We start from the raw sequence: 15,409 nt of genomic DNA, 5'->3' as shown, positions 1-15,409 counted from the left end.
GATTTAGGGTATGTTAATAAGGATAGGCAATTAGAGGAAACGAAGGTGCATACTGATATGTTCAAAGAAGACAATGCCAAAATCAGGAACCAGATTCTGCAGGCCGTAGAAGGGATGCCTGATGAAAAGCTGAACAGAAAACCGACACCTGAAGAATGGTCACCTATTCAAATCTTGGATCATCTTCAATTAATGGAGACAACTGTCGCCAAAGGCGTATCCCGTGAGCTGAAAAAAGAAACTGGTGAAAAAGCGGTGAAAAAACCGATTGCGTTGACTGTCAGCCGTTCTTTTAAAGTGGATGCTCCGAAACACGTAGTGCCCACCGAAGACTTTGTTACACTCGAAGAAATGAAAGAACGCCTGAATGCTTCCCATAATTTCCTGTACGAAGTGTACAGCCAGGCTACGCCTGAACAGCTGAAACAAAAATCAATGCCGCACCCGGTCTTTGGGAAAGTACCTCTGGTCCAGTGGTTTCCATTTGTGGGCTTACACGAAAAGCGCCATTTCAAGCAACTGCAAGAGACCTTAAGCAAACTCGATTGAGTCGAAAGAAAGTCATTCGAAAAACTTATCACATTGTATAATTTTAATGTAATTTACTTATGCTCAAGCATTAGGTATGATGGAAGAGGAGAAAAGTGCTGTCACGAGCCTTTTCAGAAGATTTAAAGGAGGAACACACAAATGGCAAAGAGCAGTTTGCACAACAGCCGCACTTCTTTTGAGCTAAATGGCAAAACGTTTAACTATTATCGTTTAGCAGCATTAGAAGAAGCAGGGATCGCTAAAGTATCACGCCTTCCTTATTCAATCAAAGTCCTATTGGAATCCGTATTGCGTCAGCACGACGGGTACGTAATCAAAGATGAGCACGTTGAAGAATTAGCAAAATGGGGCAAAGACGCTAACAAAGAAGCTGAAGTTCCATTCAAGCCGTCACGCGTTATCCTTCAGGATTTCACAGGCGTACCAGTAGTCGTTGATTTGGCTGCACTTCGTTCAGCTATGGCTGAAATGGGTGGAGACCCGAACAAAATCAACCCTGAAATTCCAGTGGATCTGGTTATTGACCACTCGGTACAGGTTGACAACTACGGAACACAAGATGCACTACGCATTAACATGGAACTTGAATTCGACCGCAACGCTGAGCGTTACCAATTCCTTAGCTGGGCTCAAAAAGCTTATGACAACTACCGTGCAGTTCCACCCGCAACTGGTATTGTTCACCAAGTAAACCTTGAGTATCTTGCAAACGTTGTCCATGCTGTTGAAAATGCGGATGGTACTTTCGAAACATTCCCTGATACATTAGTCGGTACAGATTCACATACGACAATGATCAACGGAATCGGTGTTCTTGGATGGGGCGTAGGCGGTATCGAAGCAGAAGCCGGTATGCTTGGGCAGCCTTCATATTTCCCGATTCCTGAAGTTATCGGAGTTAAAATGACTGGCGAACTTCCAAACGGTGCTACTGCAACCGATTTGGCGTTGAAAGTTACACAAACTTTGCGTAAAAAAGGTGTTGTAGGTAAATTTGTTGAGTTCTTCGGCCCTGGTGTTACAACATTGCCACTTGCTGACCGTGCAACGATTGCCAACATGGCTCCAGAATACGGCGCAACTTGCGGATTCTTCCCAGTTGACGAAGAAGCGCTTGACTATATGCGTTTGACTGCACGTGATGCAGACCAAATTGCTGTCACTAAAAAATATTTGCAGGAGAACGGCATGTTCTTCACAGTTGACAACGAAGATCCGATCTACACAGACCTTGTGGAAATCGATCTTTCTGAAATCGAACCTAACCTTGCTGGACCAAAACGTCCACAGGATTTGATTCCTTTGTCTCAAATGAAACCTGAGTTCAACAAAGCTGTAACAGGCGAAGAAGGACCACACGGTTTTGCACTTGATGCAGCTGAAATCGCGAAAACAGCAACAGTTAACTTCAAAGACGGCAAAACTGCCGAAATGAAGACGGGTGCATTGGCGATTGCGGCAATCACGTCTTGTACAAACACTTCTAACCCGTACGTAATGCTTGGTGCTGGATTAGTAGCGAAAAAAGCAGTAGAAAAAGGATTGACTCCACCTGCTTACGTGAAAACTTCATTGGCGCCGGGATCTAAAGTCGTTACAGGTTACTTGAACGATTCTGGTTTGTTGGACTACATGAACCAAATCGGCTTTAACCTTGTTGGCTACGGCTGTACAACATGTATCGGTAACTCGGGTCCATTGCTTCCTGAAATTGAAGAAGCGATCTTGGACAACGATCTATTGGTATCATCTGTATTGTCAGGTAACCGTAACTTCGAAGGACGTATCCACCCACTTGTTAAAGCTAACTACTTGGCATCTCCAATGCTTGTTGTTGCTTATGCACTTGCTGGAACTGTGGATATCGACTTTGAATCTGAGCCGATCGGCAAAGACAAAGAAGGAAAAGATGTCTTCTTCAAAGATATCTGGCCTACAACTGAAGAAATCAAACAAGTCGTTAAAGACACAGTTACTCCAGAATTGTTCCGCAAAGAATACGAGCACGTATTCAACGAGAACGAAGCATGGAATGCGATTGAAACTAACGACGATTCATTGTATGAGTTCGATGCAACATCAACTTATATCCAAAACCCGCCATTCTTTGAAGGTCTTTCTAAAGAACCGGCACCGATCCAAGCACTATCCGGCCTTCGTGTAGTTGCGAAATTTGCAGACTCTATCACGACTGACCACATTTCACCAGCTGGTGCCATCGGCAAAGATACGCCAGCAGGCCTATACCTTCGTGAAAACGGCGTAGAGCCACGTAATTTCAACTCTTACGGATCTCGCCGCGGTAACCACGAAGTTATGATGCGCGGAACTTTCGCTAACATCCGTATCCGTAACCAAGTAGCTCCAGGCACAACTGGCGGTTACACAACTTACTGGCCAACGGGCGAAACAATGGCGATCTACGATGCTGCTATGAAGTACCAGGAGCAAGGCACAGGACTTGTTGTCTTGACTGGTAAAGATTACGGCATGGGCTCTTCACGTGACTGGGCTGCTAAAGGTACATTCCTTCTAGGCATCAAAACAGTTATCGCTGAAAGCTATGAGCGTATTCACCGTTCAAACCTTGTGATGATGGGTGTTCTTCCATTGCAATTCGTCAATGGCGAAAGCGCGGATTCTCTTGGTTTGACTGGCCGCGAAACAATTAGCGTCAACTTGACTGATGACGTGAAACCTCGCGACGTCCTTACTGTTACAGCTACTGCTGAAGACGGTAAAGTGACTGAGTTCAAAGTATTGGCACGTTTCGATTCTGAAGTCGAAGTGGATTACTTCCGCCACGGCGGCATCCTGCAAATGGTGCTGCGCAACAAATTGCTAGAAGTATAAGATTTATTCATGTGAAGGCTGCCGGGGAATTCTCCGGCAGCCTTTTCTGTTACATAAAGAATGAGATTTCTTGTATACTAATGTAGAGGTGAAATGGACATGTACATAAGTGAAAAAGAAATAGAAATCCGTTACGCAGAAACCGATCAAATGGGTGTGGTCTATCATGCCAACTACATCATTTGGCTGGAAATTGGCCGTACAAAGCTCATTGAAGACCTGGGATTTACCTATGCAGGTATGGAAAAGGACGGGTATTTATCCCCCGTAACAGACATCTCCATCCAGTATAAGGCGGCACTCCGCTATGGACAGAAAGCTGTTGTCCGGACGTGGGTCGAGGAGCATGGCCGGTTGCGGACCAAATATGGCTATGAAATTCTCCATGAAGATGGAACGATCGCCGCTACCGCAATCTCTGAACATGTCGTGGTCAAAAAAGACAACTTCCGACCAGTGTCCATCAAAAAGATTTATCCCGAATGGCACGCCAAATACGAAGAAATCAAAAAGCAGGTGGCCGATGGCGTTCGGAATTAAAAGGGACGAATTGAATCGCTGGAAACAGGATGTCACGGACGGCCGAATTGCTTTCTTGACGCATTACTGGGTGGATGAGCGTTTTCCCGGCTGCAGCACCGTGACGAAAGTGGGTTGCTGCGACATGGACAAATTGGAGGAATGGGGCAAAAAATACGGATTGAAACGGGAGTGGATGGATTTGCGGGGAGATTACCCGCATTTCGATCTTTTCGGCGATCGGCAACGGGAAATCTTGGAGACTGAAGGTTATCTGGAGCAATTAAACAGATTTCATCGGTAAAAAAACTCTTTATTCTACTCGAATTGCCGAAAGATGTGCGGACGAAAAGACTCGTGATTTTCGGGGGAATACGTGTAGCAATATTATTCAACTGATAAATTTTGTTGCAATTCCCAGGTTTTGAACATCTAAACCAGTCTGGAATTTGTCCGGAATACATCGAAAAAGCTGCCGTCAACTGTCAAAATCAAGACAGTTAACGGCAGCTTTTATGTTTATATGCATGAGAATGTATAAAACAACCAACTATTCATTCATTTAAGCGTTCTGTTTAGAGTATGAATAATCAAGTTCGTGCAGGTCATCATTAACCGTGACCTGAAGATCGTGTCCATCAAAATACCAGACATCGCTTTGTTCAATAAAGTAGGTGACTTGGTCTTCCTCCACCTGAACAGCCATTTCATGGGGCTGATCTTTAGTGACGCCCAATGAAAATCCGGGCTGAAGCTTGCTTGCACCTCCGTAGCGGACAAAAAACCTTACCGACTCACCGGGAGACACTTCCATTTCTTCCTTAAACCAATTGAATGCGTCGTCACTGATTTTGATTTGCATATGGCACGTCCTTTCGCAGATGTTACCAGTTGATTTTTGGTTCTGTACCCGCACGGATTCTGGAAATATTAGCCCGGTGGCGGAAAATGATGAAAATCGCTAAAATGTAGATGACGACCATAAACAAGTAATCACCGGTGATCACTCCATAGATGGTGGTGTAGATGATGAACACCACGGCCAAGATGATTGAAGACAAAGATACCATTTTAGTGATTTTCAATGCAATCAACAGCACTGCAACTGCCATGATGAATAGTGGCCATTGGTAGCCCAACAGAATGCCGCCTGAAGTTGCAACTGCTTTTCCGCCTTTAAATTTGGCGAATACAGGATAGATATGGCCAATGACTGCAACGACCCCGAATATCAATGGATGGATATCAGTAGCAATGTACAGGGGAATCAATGTAGCAGCGGTCCCTTTCAGGATATCCAGCAGCGTAACGACAATGCCTGCTTTTTTGCCGAGAGTCCGGAATGTGTTGGTGGCGCCCAGGTTGCCGCTTCCTTTTGTGCGAATATCGGTATTGTAGAATAACTTTCCGATCCACAGAGCAGATGGAATTGAGCCGAGCAGGTAAGCTAATAGAATAGGAAGCAATGTACTCATGATAAACTCCTTTAAAACAACCTTATTTTGTAGTATCAGTTTACCATGACTGAAGATCTTTGAACAATAGATGGCAGATTATTCAACAGGCAAGACGAAATCGTGTATGATAGAATAAAAAGGACAGGTGATCATCTTGAACAATCCTAGCCGTGAAGAAATCAAAAACGTACTCGACAATGCGAAAACCATCGCTGTAATCGGGCTCAGCCCTAATCCGAGCCGAACATCCTATATGGTTTCGGAAGCTATGCAACGGGCCGGTTATCGCATTATCCCAGTTAATCCGCAGACAGATTCCGTACTGGGCGAAAAAAGTTACGCTTCTTTGAGTGATATTCCAGAAAAAGTGGATATCGTCAACGTTTTCCGGCGCAGTGAGTTTTTGGTAGATATCGCTGATGAATTTGTGAAAATCGATTGTCCAGTTTTTTGGACACAATTGAATGTAGTGGATGAAAATGTATTTAATCGATTGGCTGATGCAGGCTATACGGTCATCATGGACCGCTGCATCAAAGTGGAACACGCCATTTTGAAATAAGGCATTACCGCTAAGAGCGCCCAGCGCTCTTTTTCTATGAAGTTTGACAGATGGCCATAGAATAGAATACGATTAAGAGAGAGAATTATACGAACAGATGTTTGTTGGAGGGAATTAGATGGCTAAAATTCAAAGCACGGCATACAACGAAGAAGCGATCCAAGTACTCGAGGGCTTAGATGCCGTCAGAAAACGGCCGGGAATGTATATCGGTTCGACGGACACACGCGGACTTCATCATTTAGTCTATGAAATTGTTGATAACTCAGTTGATGAAGCGCTTGCAGGCTACGGAGACAGAATCACCGTTACGATCCACGAAGACAATAGCATCAGTGTCCGGGATTATGGACGCGGCATGCCTACAGGAATGCACCGCAGCGGCAAACCCACACCAGAAGTGATTTTGACGGTTTTGCATGCTGGAGGGAAATTCGGGCAAGGCGGCTATAAAACAAGCGGAGGCCTGCACGGAGTTGGTGCGTCAGTGGTCAATGCACTGTCCAAGTTTTTGGAAGTCACTATTTACCGCGACGGCAAAAAATACCGCCAACGTTTTGAAAATGGCGGCAAGCCGGTCACCACATTGGAAGAAATCGGTTCAACGAAAGAAACCGGTACAGTCATTCACTTTTTGCCGGATGACGCCATTTTTTCTGTAAGCAAATACAATTATGAAACATTGTCAGAACGTCTTCGCGAATCGGCTTTCTTGCTGAAAGGACTGAAGATCGAGCTGTTCGATCAACGGACAGAAGCCAAGGATGTTTTCCATTACGAAACCGGTATTGAGGCATTTGTCTCTTATTTGAACGAAGAAAAAGATGTGCTGCATCCAGTGGCTTATATCGAGGGGCAGCAGGATGAGATGGAAATCGAGTTTTCTTTCCAATTCAACGATGGCTATTCCGAGACGATTTTGTCATTCGTCAATAACGTCCGCACTCGTGACGGCGGTACACATGAAACCGGCGCAAAAGCAGCGATGACCCGAGTCTTCAATGATTACGCAAGAAAAATAAATCTCTTGAAAGATAAAGATAAGAACCTGGAAGGCTCGGATATCCGCGAAGGATTGGCAGCTATCGTTTCTGTCCGTATTCCCGAAGGGATGCTGCAATTTGAAGGACAGACGAAAAGCAAGCTGGGTACGAGCGAAGCACGGAGCATCGTCGATTCGGTCGTGTCCCAAAAGTTAATGTATTTCCTGGAAGAAAACGCCGATCTCAGCGCATCTCTGGTACGCAAAGCGATTCGGGCATCACAGGCTCGCCTGGCCGCCAGAAAAGCACGAGAAGACGCACGAAACGGCAAGAAACGAAAAAAATCGGATGCTTTGTTATCCGGTAAATTGACGCCTGCCCAATCCCGAAATGCTGCAAAAAATGAATTGTACCTGGTGGAGGGAGATTCGGCCGGCGGCTCTGCAAAACAGGGGCGCGACCGGACATTCCAAGCGATTTTGCCGCTGCGCGGGAAAGTCGTCAACACTGAAAAAGCAAAACTTGAGGAAATCATGAAGAACGAAGAAATCTCGACCATTATCCATGCCATCGGCGGTGGGGTATCTTCGGATTTTTCAATCGACGACATCGCTTATAACAAAGTCATTATCATGACGGATGCCGATACAGATGGTGCGCACATCCAAGTGCTGCTGCTGACGTTCTTCTTCCGCTACATGAAGCCTTTGATTGAAGCAGGCAAAGTCTTCATCGCCTTGCCCCCACTGTACAAAGTCTCCAAAGGCATCGGCAAAAAAGAAGTGATCGACTATGCATGGACAGAAGCCGATCTTGATGAATCCATCAAAAAAGTCGGAAAAGGCTATATGCTGCAGCGTTATAAAGGTCTGGGTGAGATGAACGCAGACCAATTGTGGGAAACCACCATGAACCCGGAAACACGGACGCTGATCCGCGTAACCATTGAAGACAGTGCCCGTGCAGAACGCGGCATCACGACGCTAATGGGTGACAAAGTGGAGCCAAGACGCCGCTGGATTGAAAACAATGTCGACTTCGGACTGGAAGAAGACAGCAATATTCTTGAAAATGATTTGATTCACGCTGAGGAGGAACTTGTATGACACAAACCGAACGATTTCAAGATTTGCCACTGGAAGAAGTAATCGGTGATCGGTTTGGCCGTTACAGCAAATACATCATCCAGGACCGTGCACTGCCGGATGCCCGTGACGGCTTAAAACCCGTTCAGCGCCGGATTTTATATGCTATGTACCACGAAGGCAATACCAATGATAAAGCGTTCCGGAAATCAGCAAAAACTGTCGGTAACGTTATCGGTAACTACCATCCACATGGTGACAGTTCGGTTTATGAAGCGATGGTTCGCTTAAGCCAGGACTGGAAGATCCGCCACATGCTCGTTGAAATGCACGGCAACAACGGATCGATGGACGGCGATTCGCCGGCTGCAATGCGTTATACAGAAGCACGCCTGTCAGCGATTTCATCTGAATTGCTGCGGGACATCGACAAACGCACCGTTGACTTCATTCCGAACTTTGATGATTCGGATATGGAGCCGACCGTTCTGCCAGCACGTTTTCCGAACCTTTTAGTCAATGGATCAACTGGTATTTCTGCCGGCTATGCGACTGATATCCCACCTCACGCCCTTCACGAAGTGCTGGATGCGGTACTGATGCGCATGGACAATCCACAGGCAACCGTTGCTGAATTGATGACCGTCATCAAAGGACCAGATTTCCCGACAGGGGGCATCATCCAAGGGGTGGACGGCATCCGTAAAGCTTACGAAACCGGTAAAGGCAAGATCATTGTCCGCTCAAAAGCGGAAATTGAACCATTAAAAGGCGGAAAAGAACAAATCGTCATTACGGAAATTCCGTTTGAAGTCAATAAAGCCAGTATGATCAAGAAAATCGATGATCACCGCTTTGACCGCAAACTCGAAGGGATTTCTGAAGTACGCGATGAATCCGACAGAACTGGCCTGCGTATTGTCATTGAACTGAAAAAAGATGTTCAGGCTATTGGCATCCTTAATTATTTATACAAAAATACCGATTTGCAGGTCAGCTACAATTTCAACATGGTGGCGATCCATAATCGCCGGCCAACGATGATGACCCTGCAAACGATGCTTGACGCCTATATTGAACACCAAAAAGAAGTCATCACCAAGCGCTCGGAATTTGATCTGCAAAAAGCAAGCGACCGCATGCATATTGTGGAAGGCTTGATGAAAGCTTTGTCGATTCTGGATAAAGTGATCAAAACCATTCGTTCTTCAAAAGATAAACGGGATGCTAAAAACAACTTGATTACATCGTATGATTTCTCTGAAGCTCAATCAGAAGCGATTGTGTCGCTGCAATTATACCGTCTCACCAATACGGACATCACCGATCTTCAAAAAGAAGAGCAGGATCTGAAAAAACTCATCGCTGAGTTGACCGGCATCCTGACCAGTGCAACCAAGTTGAAAAACGTCATCAAAAAAGAATTGGCAACGATCCGCAAGAAGTTCGCCGAACCGCGCCGTTCAGTCATTGAAGACAAAATTGAAGAAATCACCATTACACGCGAAATCATGATTCCGAGTGAAGAAGTGGTCGTGACGGTTACGAAGGAAGGCTATGTCAAGCGGACCAGCACCCGTTCGCATGCGGCTTCCAACGGCAAAGATTTTGCGATGAAGGAATCGGATTATTTGTTGTTCGAAGGCAATTTGAACACTCAGCATACGATTCTGATTTTCACTACAGCCGGGAATTTCGTTTACCAGCCGATCAACGAATTACCGGACATCAAATGGAAAGACCTCGGCCAGCATTTATCAAGCATCGTCCAATTGGATGCGAATGAATCGATCCTTGCCGTCTGCCCATTTGAGAACTTTGATGCGGATGCCAGTATCCTGACCGTATCGAAATTCGGCCAGGTTAAACGTTCAGCTTTAAAAGACTATCATATCCAGCGGTATTCGCGTGCCATTAAAACCATGAACTTGAAATCTGGCGATGCCATGATATTCGCTGGATTGGTGACAAAAGAGACGGAACTGTTCATCGGAACCAACCAAGCATATGGTGTTCGTTTCCCGATGGATGAAGTGCCGCTTACTGGACTTCGCACCGCCGGAGTCAAAGGCGTCAACCTGAAGGACGGCGATGAAGTTGTTTCTGCTGTGATGATTGACCCGGAAGTGAAACAGGAACTTGTGCTGGTGACCCAACGGGGAGCAGCTAAGAAAATGAAGCTTCAGGAATTCGAAAGTGGCAGCCGCGCGAAACGAGGCGTAGTGATGCTGCGCGAATTGAAATCAAATCCTCATCGTGTCGTCGCCGTTATTGGGGCAACCGGAAAAGAAGAGATTCTGCTTGAAACAGCTAAAGGAATACGAATTCCATTGGTTGCCAACTCACTAAAAAATGTGGACCGTTATTCAAACGGATCATTCATTGCTGATGAAGCGACAGACGGCAAAGTAGTTGCAGCTTACCGAATTGAAACAAAAGAATAAACAAATTAACCCACTCCTTTGAATGTAGGAGTGGGTTTTATTCATTCATTCGATAAGGTATAGAAATGGTTAATTATTCATTTGGAATCCATGAAAAAGCAATGGGGAACAAATGGATAGAGAAGTGATTAAAGATGAATATAGGGAACTAGAGGGAGGCCTGAATTTTGTTGAAAGAAGGTGTGGAATTTCATAGCAAGCAGTCATGAAAAACTTTTCAACAAATTGTCGCAATCTTCTAGACATTATGACGCTGTGATGTGTTAGAGTAGTGAGATAAATAAAAATAAGAAGGTGACATCTATGACTAAGAGCAACATCAAAGAGCTCGACAGAGAACTTACATTAGCCAGAGTATCCGTGGAAGAAATTATGGTAGCCAACCAAGCGCTCAAAGATGTCGTCATCAAGACACCTTTGCAGAAAAACGAACTGTTGTCTGCACGCTATGACTGCAACGTCTATTTAAAGCGTGAGGATCTGCAAGTGGTGCGGTCCTTTAAATTGCGCGGCGCTTATAACTTCATCCGCAGCCTGAGCCCCGCAGACCGTGCCAAAGGTGTGGTTTGTGCCAGTGCAGGCAATCACGCGCAAGGCGTCGCTTACTCATGCTTTGCGCTTGGCATTGAAGGCAAAATCTTCATGCCCCTGACGACACCTCGCCAAAAAGTGTCGCAAGTGGAACGCTTTGGTGGAGATAAGGTATCGGTTGTTTTGATCGGCGATACTTTTGATGATTCATTCACTGCGGCAATGGATTATTGCACAGTGGAAGAAAAAGTCTTTGTTCATCCGTTCAATGACAGCCGCATCATTGCGGGCCAAGGAACGGTCGCGGTCGAGGTGCTGAACGATATGCAAGAACCGGTGGATTATATGTTCTGTGCGATCGGTGGAGGCGGATTGGCGTCCGGAGTGGGTTCCTATTTGAAGGGAATCAGCCCTTCGACGAAATTGGTTGGCGTGGAACCTCAAGGTGCTGCCGGCATGAAAACGTCACTTGCCAATGGGCAAGTGACGCGCCTGGATACCATTGATACATTTGTGGACGGTGCTGCGGTTAAACAGGTAGGCGATCTCTCTATGGCGATCTGCACGGATGTTTTGGACGATATCGCTTTGGTTCCCGAAGGCAAGGTCTGTACGACGATTTTGCAGCTGTATAATGAAAATGCCATCGTCGCGGAGCCGGCAGGAGCTTTATCTGTCGCCGCGCTTGATTTTTATAAAGACGACATCAAAGGCAAGAATGTGGTGTGTGTGATCAGCGGCGGCAATAATGACATCGAGCGCATGCAGGAAATCAAAGAGAAATCCTTGATTTATGAAGGCTTGAAGCATTATTTCATCGTCACGTTCCCTCAGCGTGCAGGAGCGCTCCGTAAATTCATGGAACAGGTCCTGGGCGAGACGGATGACATTACGCATTTCGAATACACGAAACGGACAAACCGCGAAGAAGGGCCGGTGCTGGTCGGAATCGAACTGAAATGCCGTGAAGACTACGAGCCGCTTGTTCAACGCATGGCGGAAAACGGCTTCCCTTATAAAGACCTTAACAACGATTCGATGCTGTTCAATTTATTGATTTAAGGATTGCGCCAAGTACCCGCGAATCCGGTAAAAAGGGTGTTCAGCCTAGGCTGAACACCCTTTTATCGTTTCAGGATTAAAATGGTATAGTAGAAAGAACTTAAGAAATGGGGTGGCGCATATGGAAAACCGCTGTTTGTGGGCGCAAAGCAATGCACTTATGCAGGCTTATCATGACGAAGAATGGTGCAGGCCGAGCTTTGATGACCGCTACATTTTCGAAATGCTGACACTTGAAGGCGCACAAGCAGGCTTATCCTGGAATATTGTGCTGAAAAAACGGACAGCTTATCAGGAAGCGTTCCATCATTTTGACCTTTCCTATTGTGCAAAACTTTCAGATGAGGATTTGGTGTCCATTAAAGAGAACTATGGGATCGTCAAACACATCGCCAAAATTCAGTCTGTCCGCAGCAATGCACGGGCGATATTGGATCTCCAAAAAGAATGGGGAAGGTTTGCTGATTTTCTATGGAGCTTTACCGATGGCAAGCCGGTCTACAACAATTGGACAAGTGATGCACAGATTCCTGCACAATCGCCTCTGTCCGTTCAACTGAGCAAAGAATTGAAAAAGCGCGGCTTCAAGTTTGTTGGTCCCGTTACAACCTATTCATTTATGCAGGCGATCGGAATGGTTCATGACCATATTGAAAACTGTGCATATCGGCTGGTTGAATAACGGCTGGAAACTTGAATGACGAGGCATGAAGTGAGCAGCGGAAAAAGGAAATCCTTTTCTGCTGCTTTTTTTATTTCTAGAAGGAATTTCCAAAAAAGAGGCGAATAAAGGAAATAGCCATGATGTAACGAATGAGCAGAATAGTTTAACTGCAGTGGACTATATTCGGCCAACGCCCGACTTTTAGGTTGGGCAAGGAAGAGATTTCTTGTTTGCCGTTAAGAAAAGGGTTTTCAGGATCGTACGGGCAGTCAGGGAAAACCACGCCAGATTCATCTGCCAGGTTCAACGCGGTAGCTAAAACTCTTCCTACTGTGGAAACGCCGTGGTATTGACAATTACCGAGAAATCCATCAACTTACCATTCCTCTTTTCATTTGGTGTATCGCTTTTCAACACCGTTTGCAATTTGTTCTTCTAATCCTACTTTTTTCCACTAGAGCTTATAAGGGTTCTGCGGTAAACTGAATCATAAGGAAGCCTAATTTTTCCTGTTATCTGGTTATTGGAGGTCTTATTGACAAAAGTTCGCTTCCATTCTCATTTATCAGTAAAAGAAGCTGGTTAATTTACCTTCTATCCAAATAAGACCATTATTTAAAGTGTAAGTAAACTGTTTTTCATAAGGATAACATTAGAGTTGGATACCGGTGTTTAAGCCATAATCTATTTGGATTTAATCGACAGAAAATTACGAGCAAGTTGTGAAGGGAGATGCACCATGTTGAATTTAAAATACTTGGATCTGTTGGCGCAAAAATACGATAGTGAAGAGAAAGTGGCGACTGAAATCATCAACCTGGAGTCCATCCTGGATCTGCCGAAAGGGACGGAGCATTTTGTAAGCGATTTACACGGGGAGTTTCAGGCATTTCAGCACGTATTGCGAAATGGTTCCGGCAATGTCAAAGTGAAAATCAAGGACTTATTTAAAGAGGAACTGAGTGAAAAAGAACTCAATGAATTTGCGACATTGGTCTATTACCCTGAAGAAAAGCTGCAATTGATCAAAAGCAATTTCACCAGCAAAAAGGAATTGCAGGAATGGTACATAGAAGTTATTGAGCGGATGCTGAAACTTGTTTCATATGCGTCATCCAAATACACGCGCTCAAAGCTTCGCAAAGCCTTGCCGAAGCAATTCGTCTATATCATTGAAGAGCTGTTGTACAAAACCGATGAATTCAAAAACAAAAAAGAGTATTACGCCAAAATGGTTGAGCAGATCATTGCGCTTGGCCAAGCCGATAAGCTGATTATCGGGCTTGCTTATACAACACAGCGATTGGTTGTGGATCATCTGCATGTGGTGGGCGACATTTATGACCGGGGGCCGGATCCGCATAAAATCGTGGACACGCTGATCGACTACCATTCCGTCGATATTCAATGGGGAAATCACGATGTTCTTTGGATCGGGGCTTTTGCAGGATCGAAAGTGTGTCTTGCGAACATCATCCGCATTTGTGCACGTTACAACAATCTGGACATCATTGAAGACGTCTACGGCATCAATCTGCGGCCGTTGCTGAACCTGGCCGAAAAATACTATGAGGACAATCCAGCGTTCCACCCGAAAAGAATTTCAGGGGAAACCATGACGGCACAGGAACAGCTGCAAATCACCAAAATCCACCAGGCCATTTCCATCATCCAGTTCAAGCTGGAAAGCCCGATCATCAAGAGACGTCCATGTTTTGCTATGGAAGATCGTCTCCTGCTTGAAAAAGTGGATTATGATAAAAATGAAGCCACCATCCACGGGAAAACCTATCCACTTGAAAACGGTTGTTTCGCTACTGTCAATCCGGAAAAACCGGATGAATTGCTGGAAGAAGAAGAGCAGGTCATCGATAAATTGCTGTTCTCACTCCAGCATTCTGAAAAACTGGCAAGGCATATGAATTTCCTTATGAAAAAAGGCAGCCTTTATTTGAAGTATAATGGCAACCTGCTGATCCATGGGTGCATCCCGCTGGATGAAGAAGGCAATATGGAGAAGATGGAAATAGATGGGAAAAGTTATGCCGGCCGTGATCTGCTGGATCTGTTTGAAGATTATCTTCGCCATTCCTTTGCCCATCCTGAAGAAACCGACGATTTCGCGACCGATATGGTCTGGTATTTATGGACTGGCGAATATTCCTCGCTTTTCGGCAAAAGGGAAATGACGACGTTCGAGCGTTATTTCATCAAAGACAAAGACACGCATAAGGAACGGAAAAATCCGTATTATTATTTGCGTGAAGATGAGGACATGTGCCGTAAAATGCTGGAGGAGTTTGATTTGAATCCGGACCACGGGCGCATCATCAATGGCCATACGCCAGTCAAGGAACGCGACGGCGAAAATCCAATCAAAGCGAACGGCAAGATGCTGGTCATCGACGGCGGATTTTCTAAAGCCTATCAATCGACCACCGGAATCGCAGGCTATACGCTGTTGTACAATTCATATGGCATGCAGCTGGTCGCGCATCAGCTCTTCAATTCGAAAGAAGAAGTCCTGCAAAAAGGGACCGATGTCTTGTCGGCGAAACGCCTCGTCGATGAAGAGCTGGAACGCAAAAAAGTACGAGAAACGAATATCGGTGAAGGCTTATTGCAGGAAATCTTCAATTTGAACAGCCTGCGCGAATACCGATATATGAAATGATCTATTATTGAATGGCATACAAA

12 protein-coding genes are annotated in these 15,409 nt (G+C 45.3%); 10 read left to right on the top strand and 2 right to left on the bottom strand.

The annotated features are described in order from the left end of the window. Positions 1 to 57 precede the first annotated feature (57 nt). From H9630_RS12410 to H9630_RS12395, 4 genes are all read left to right on the top strand, one after another. Entirely contained in the window at positions 58 to 549 is a 492-nt protein-coding gene (locus H9630_RS12410; RefSeq protein ID WP_191715799.1) for a DinB family protein, read from the top strand. Between the two features lie 141 nt (positions 550 to 690). Continuing rightward, positions 691 to 3,405, top strand: a complete 2,715-nt coding sequence (gene acnA, locus H9630_RS12405) for an aconitate hydratase AcnA (RefSeq protein ID WP_191715798.1) — start codon at positions 691 to 693, stop codon at positions 3,403 to 3,405. Between the two features lie 99 nt (positions 3,406 to 3,504). Then, complete coding sequence (locus H9630_RS12400; RefSeq protein ID WP_191715797.1) at positions 3,505 to 3,945, top strand: acyl-CoA thioesterase; 441 nt, start codon at positions 3,505 to 3,507, stop codon at positions 3,943 to 3,945. Then, on the top strand, positions 3,929 to 4,228 hold the full coding sequence (locus H9630_RS12395) for a hypothetical protein (RefSeq protein ID WP_191715796.1): 300 nt from the start codon (positions 3,929 to 3,931) through the stop codon (positions 4,226 to 4,228). The genes H9630_RS12400 and H9630_RS12395 overlap by 17 nt, the downstream gene beginning before the upstream one ends. A 258-nt stretch (positions 4,229 to 4,486) precedes the next feature. On the opposite strand, the gene H9630_RS12390 is transcribed toward H9630_RS12395, so the two are convergent. Together H9630_RS12390 and plsY are read right to left on the bottom strand one after the other, a co-directional pair. Beyond that, positions 4,487 to 4,786, bottom strand: a complete 300-nt coding sequence (locus H9630_RS12390; protein WP_191715795.1) for a HesB/YadR/YfhF family protein — start codon at positions 4,784 to 4,786, stop codon at positions 4,487 to 4,489. A 22-nt stretch (positions 4,787 to 4,808) separates the two neighbouring features. Beyond that, on the bottom strand, positions 4,809 to 5,399 hold the full coding sequence (plsY, locus tag H9630_RS12385; protein WP_191715794.1) for a glycerol-3-phosphate 1-O-acyltransferase PlsY: 591 nt from the start codon (positions 5,397 to 5,399) through the stop codon (positions 4,809 to 4,811). A 130-nt stretch (positions 5,400 to 5,529) separates the two neighbouring features. Between plsY and H9630_RS12380 the strand changes: the two genes are divergently transcribed. The 6 genes from H9630_RS12380 to H9630_RS12355 all read left to right on the top strand — a co-directional run bounded on the left by H9630_RS12380 (position 5,530) and on the right by H9630_RS12355 (position 15,386). Next, a complete protein-coding gene (locus H9630_RS12380; RefSeq protein WP_191716057.1) occupies positions 5,530 to 5,943 on the top strand; it encodes a CoA-binding protein in 414 nt (137 codons plus the stop codon). Positions 5,944 to 6,061: 118 nt separating this feature from the next. Continuing rightward, the gene (gene parE / locus H9630_RS12375; RefSeq protein ID WP_191715793.1) at positions 6,062 to 8,032 is read left to right on the top strand and encodes a DNA topoisomerase IV subunit B; all 1,971 of its coding nucleotides are present in this window, start codon (positions 6,062 to 6,064) and stop codon (positions 8,030 to 8,032) included. Continuing rightward, complete coding sequence (gene parC, locus H9630_RS12370) at positions 8,029 to 10,455, top strand: DNA topoisomerase IV subunit A (protein ID WP_191715792.1); 2,427 nt, start codon at positions 8,029 to 8,031, stop codon at positions 10,453 to 10,455. Before parE ends, parC begins: the two co-directional genes overlap by 4 nt. Positions 10,456 to 10,758: 303 nt before the next feature. Continuing rightward, the gene (gene ilvA, locus H9630_RS12365; protein WP_191715791.1) at positions 10,759 to 12,048 is read left to right on the top strand and encodes a threonine ammonia-lyase IlvA; all 1,290 of its coding nucleotides are present in this window, start codon (positions 10,759 to 10,761) and stop codon (positions 12,046 to 12,048) included. A 121-nt stretch (positions 12,049 to 12,169) separates the two neighbouring features. Then, on the top strand, positions 12,170 to 12,730 hold the full coding sequence (locus H9630_RS12360; protein WP_191715790.1) for a DNA-3-methyladenine glycosylase I: 561 nt from the start codon (positions 12,170 to 12,172) through the stop codon (positions 12,728 to 12,730). 724 nt (positions 12,731 to 13,454) lie between these two features. Next, a complete protein-coding gene (locus H9630_RS12355) occupies positions 13,455 to 15,386 on the top strand; it encodes a fructose-1,6-bisphosphatase (RefSeq protein WP_191716056.1) in 1,932 nt (643 codons plus the stop codon). Positions 15,387 to 15,409: the final 23 nt, after the last annotated feature.

This window comes from Planococcus wigleyi (assembly GCF_014836985.1).
GTDB lineage: Bacteria > Bacillota > Bacilli > Bacillales_A > Planococcaceae > Planococcus > Planococcus notacanthi.
Note: the sequence above shows the minus strand (reverse complement) of the source record. Positions and strands in the feature narration are given on the sequence as shown.

Bases quoted from the DNA above. Each gene is read 5' to 3' on its own strand.
- H9630_RS12410 (WP_191715799.1), top strand. From the start codon at position 58: ATGTTCAAAGAAGACAATGCCAAAATCAGGAACCAGATTCTGCAGGCC.
- acnA (WP_191715798.1), top strand. From the start codon at position 691: ATGGCAAAGAGCAGTTTGCACAACAGCCGCACTTCTTTTGAGCTAAAT.
- H9630_RS12400 (WP_191715797.1), top strand. From the start codon at position 3,505: ATGTACATAAGTGAAAAAGAAATAGAAATCCGTTACGCAGAAACCGAT.
- H9630_RS12395 (WP_191715796.1), top strand. From the start codon at position 3,929: ATGGCGTTCGGAATTAAAAGGGACGAATTGAATCGCTGGAAACAGGAT.
- H9630_RS12390 (WP_191715795.1), bottom strand. From the start codon at position 4,786: ATGCAAATCAAAATCAGTGACGACGCATTCAATTGGTTTAAGGAAGAA.
- plsY (WP_191715794.1), bottom strand. From the start codon at position 5,399: ATGAGTACATTGCTTCCTATTCTATTAGCTTACCTGCTCGGCTCAATT.
- parE (WP_191715793.1), top strand. From the start codon at position 6,062: ATGGCTAAAATTCAAAGCACGGCATACAACGAAGAAGCGATCCAAGTA.
- parC (WP_191715792.1), top strand. From the start codon at position 8,029: ATGACACAAACCGAACGATTTCAAGATTTGCCACTGGAAGAAGTAATC.
- ilvA (WP_191715791.1), top strand. From the start codon at position 10,759: ATGACTAAGAGCAACATCAAAGAGCTCGACAGAGAACTTACATTAGCC.
- H9630_RS12360 (WP_191715790.1), top strand. From the start codon at position 12,170: ATGGAAAACCGCTGTTTGTGGGCGCAAAGCAATGCACTTATGCAGGCT.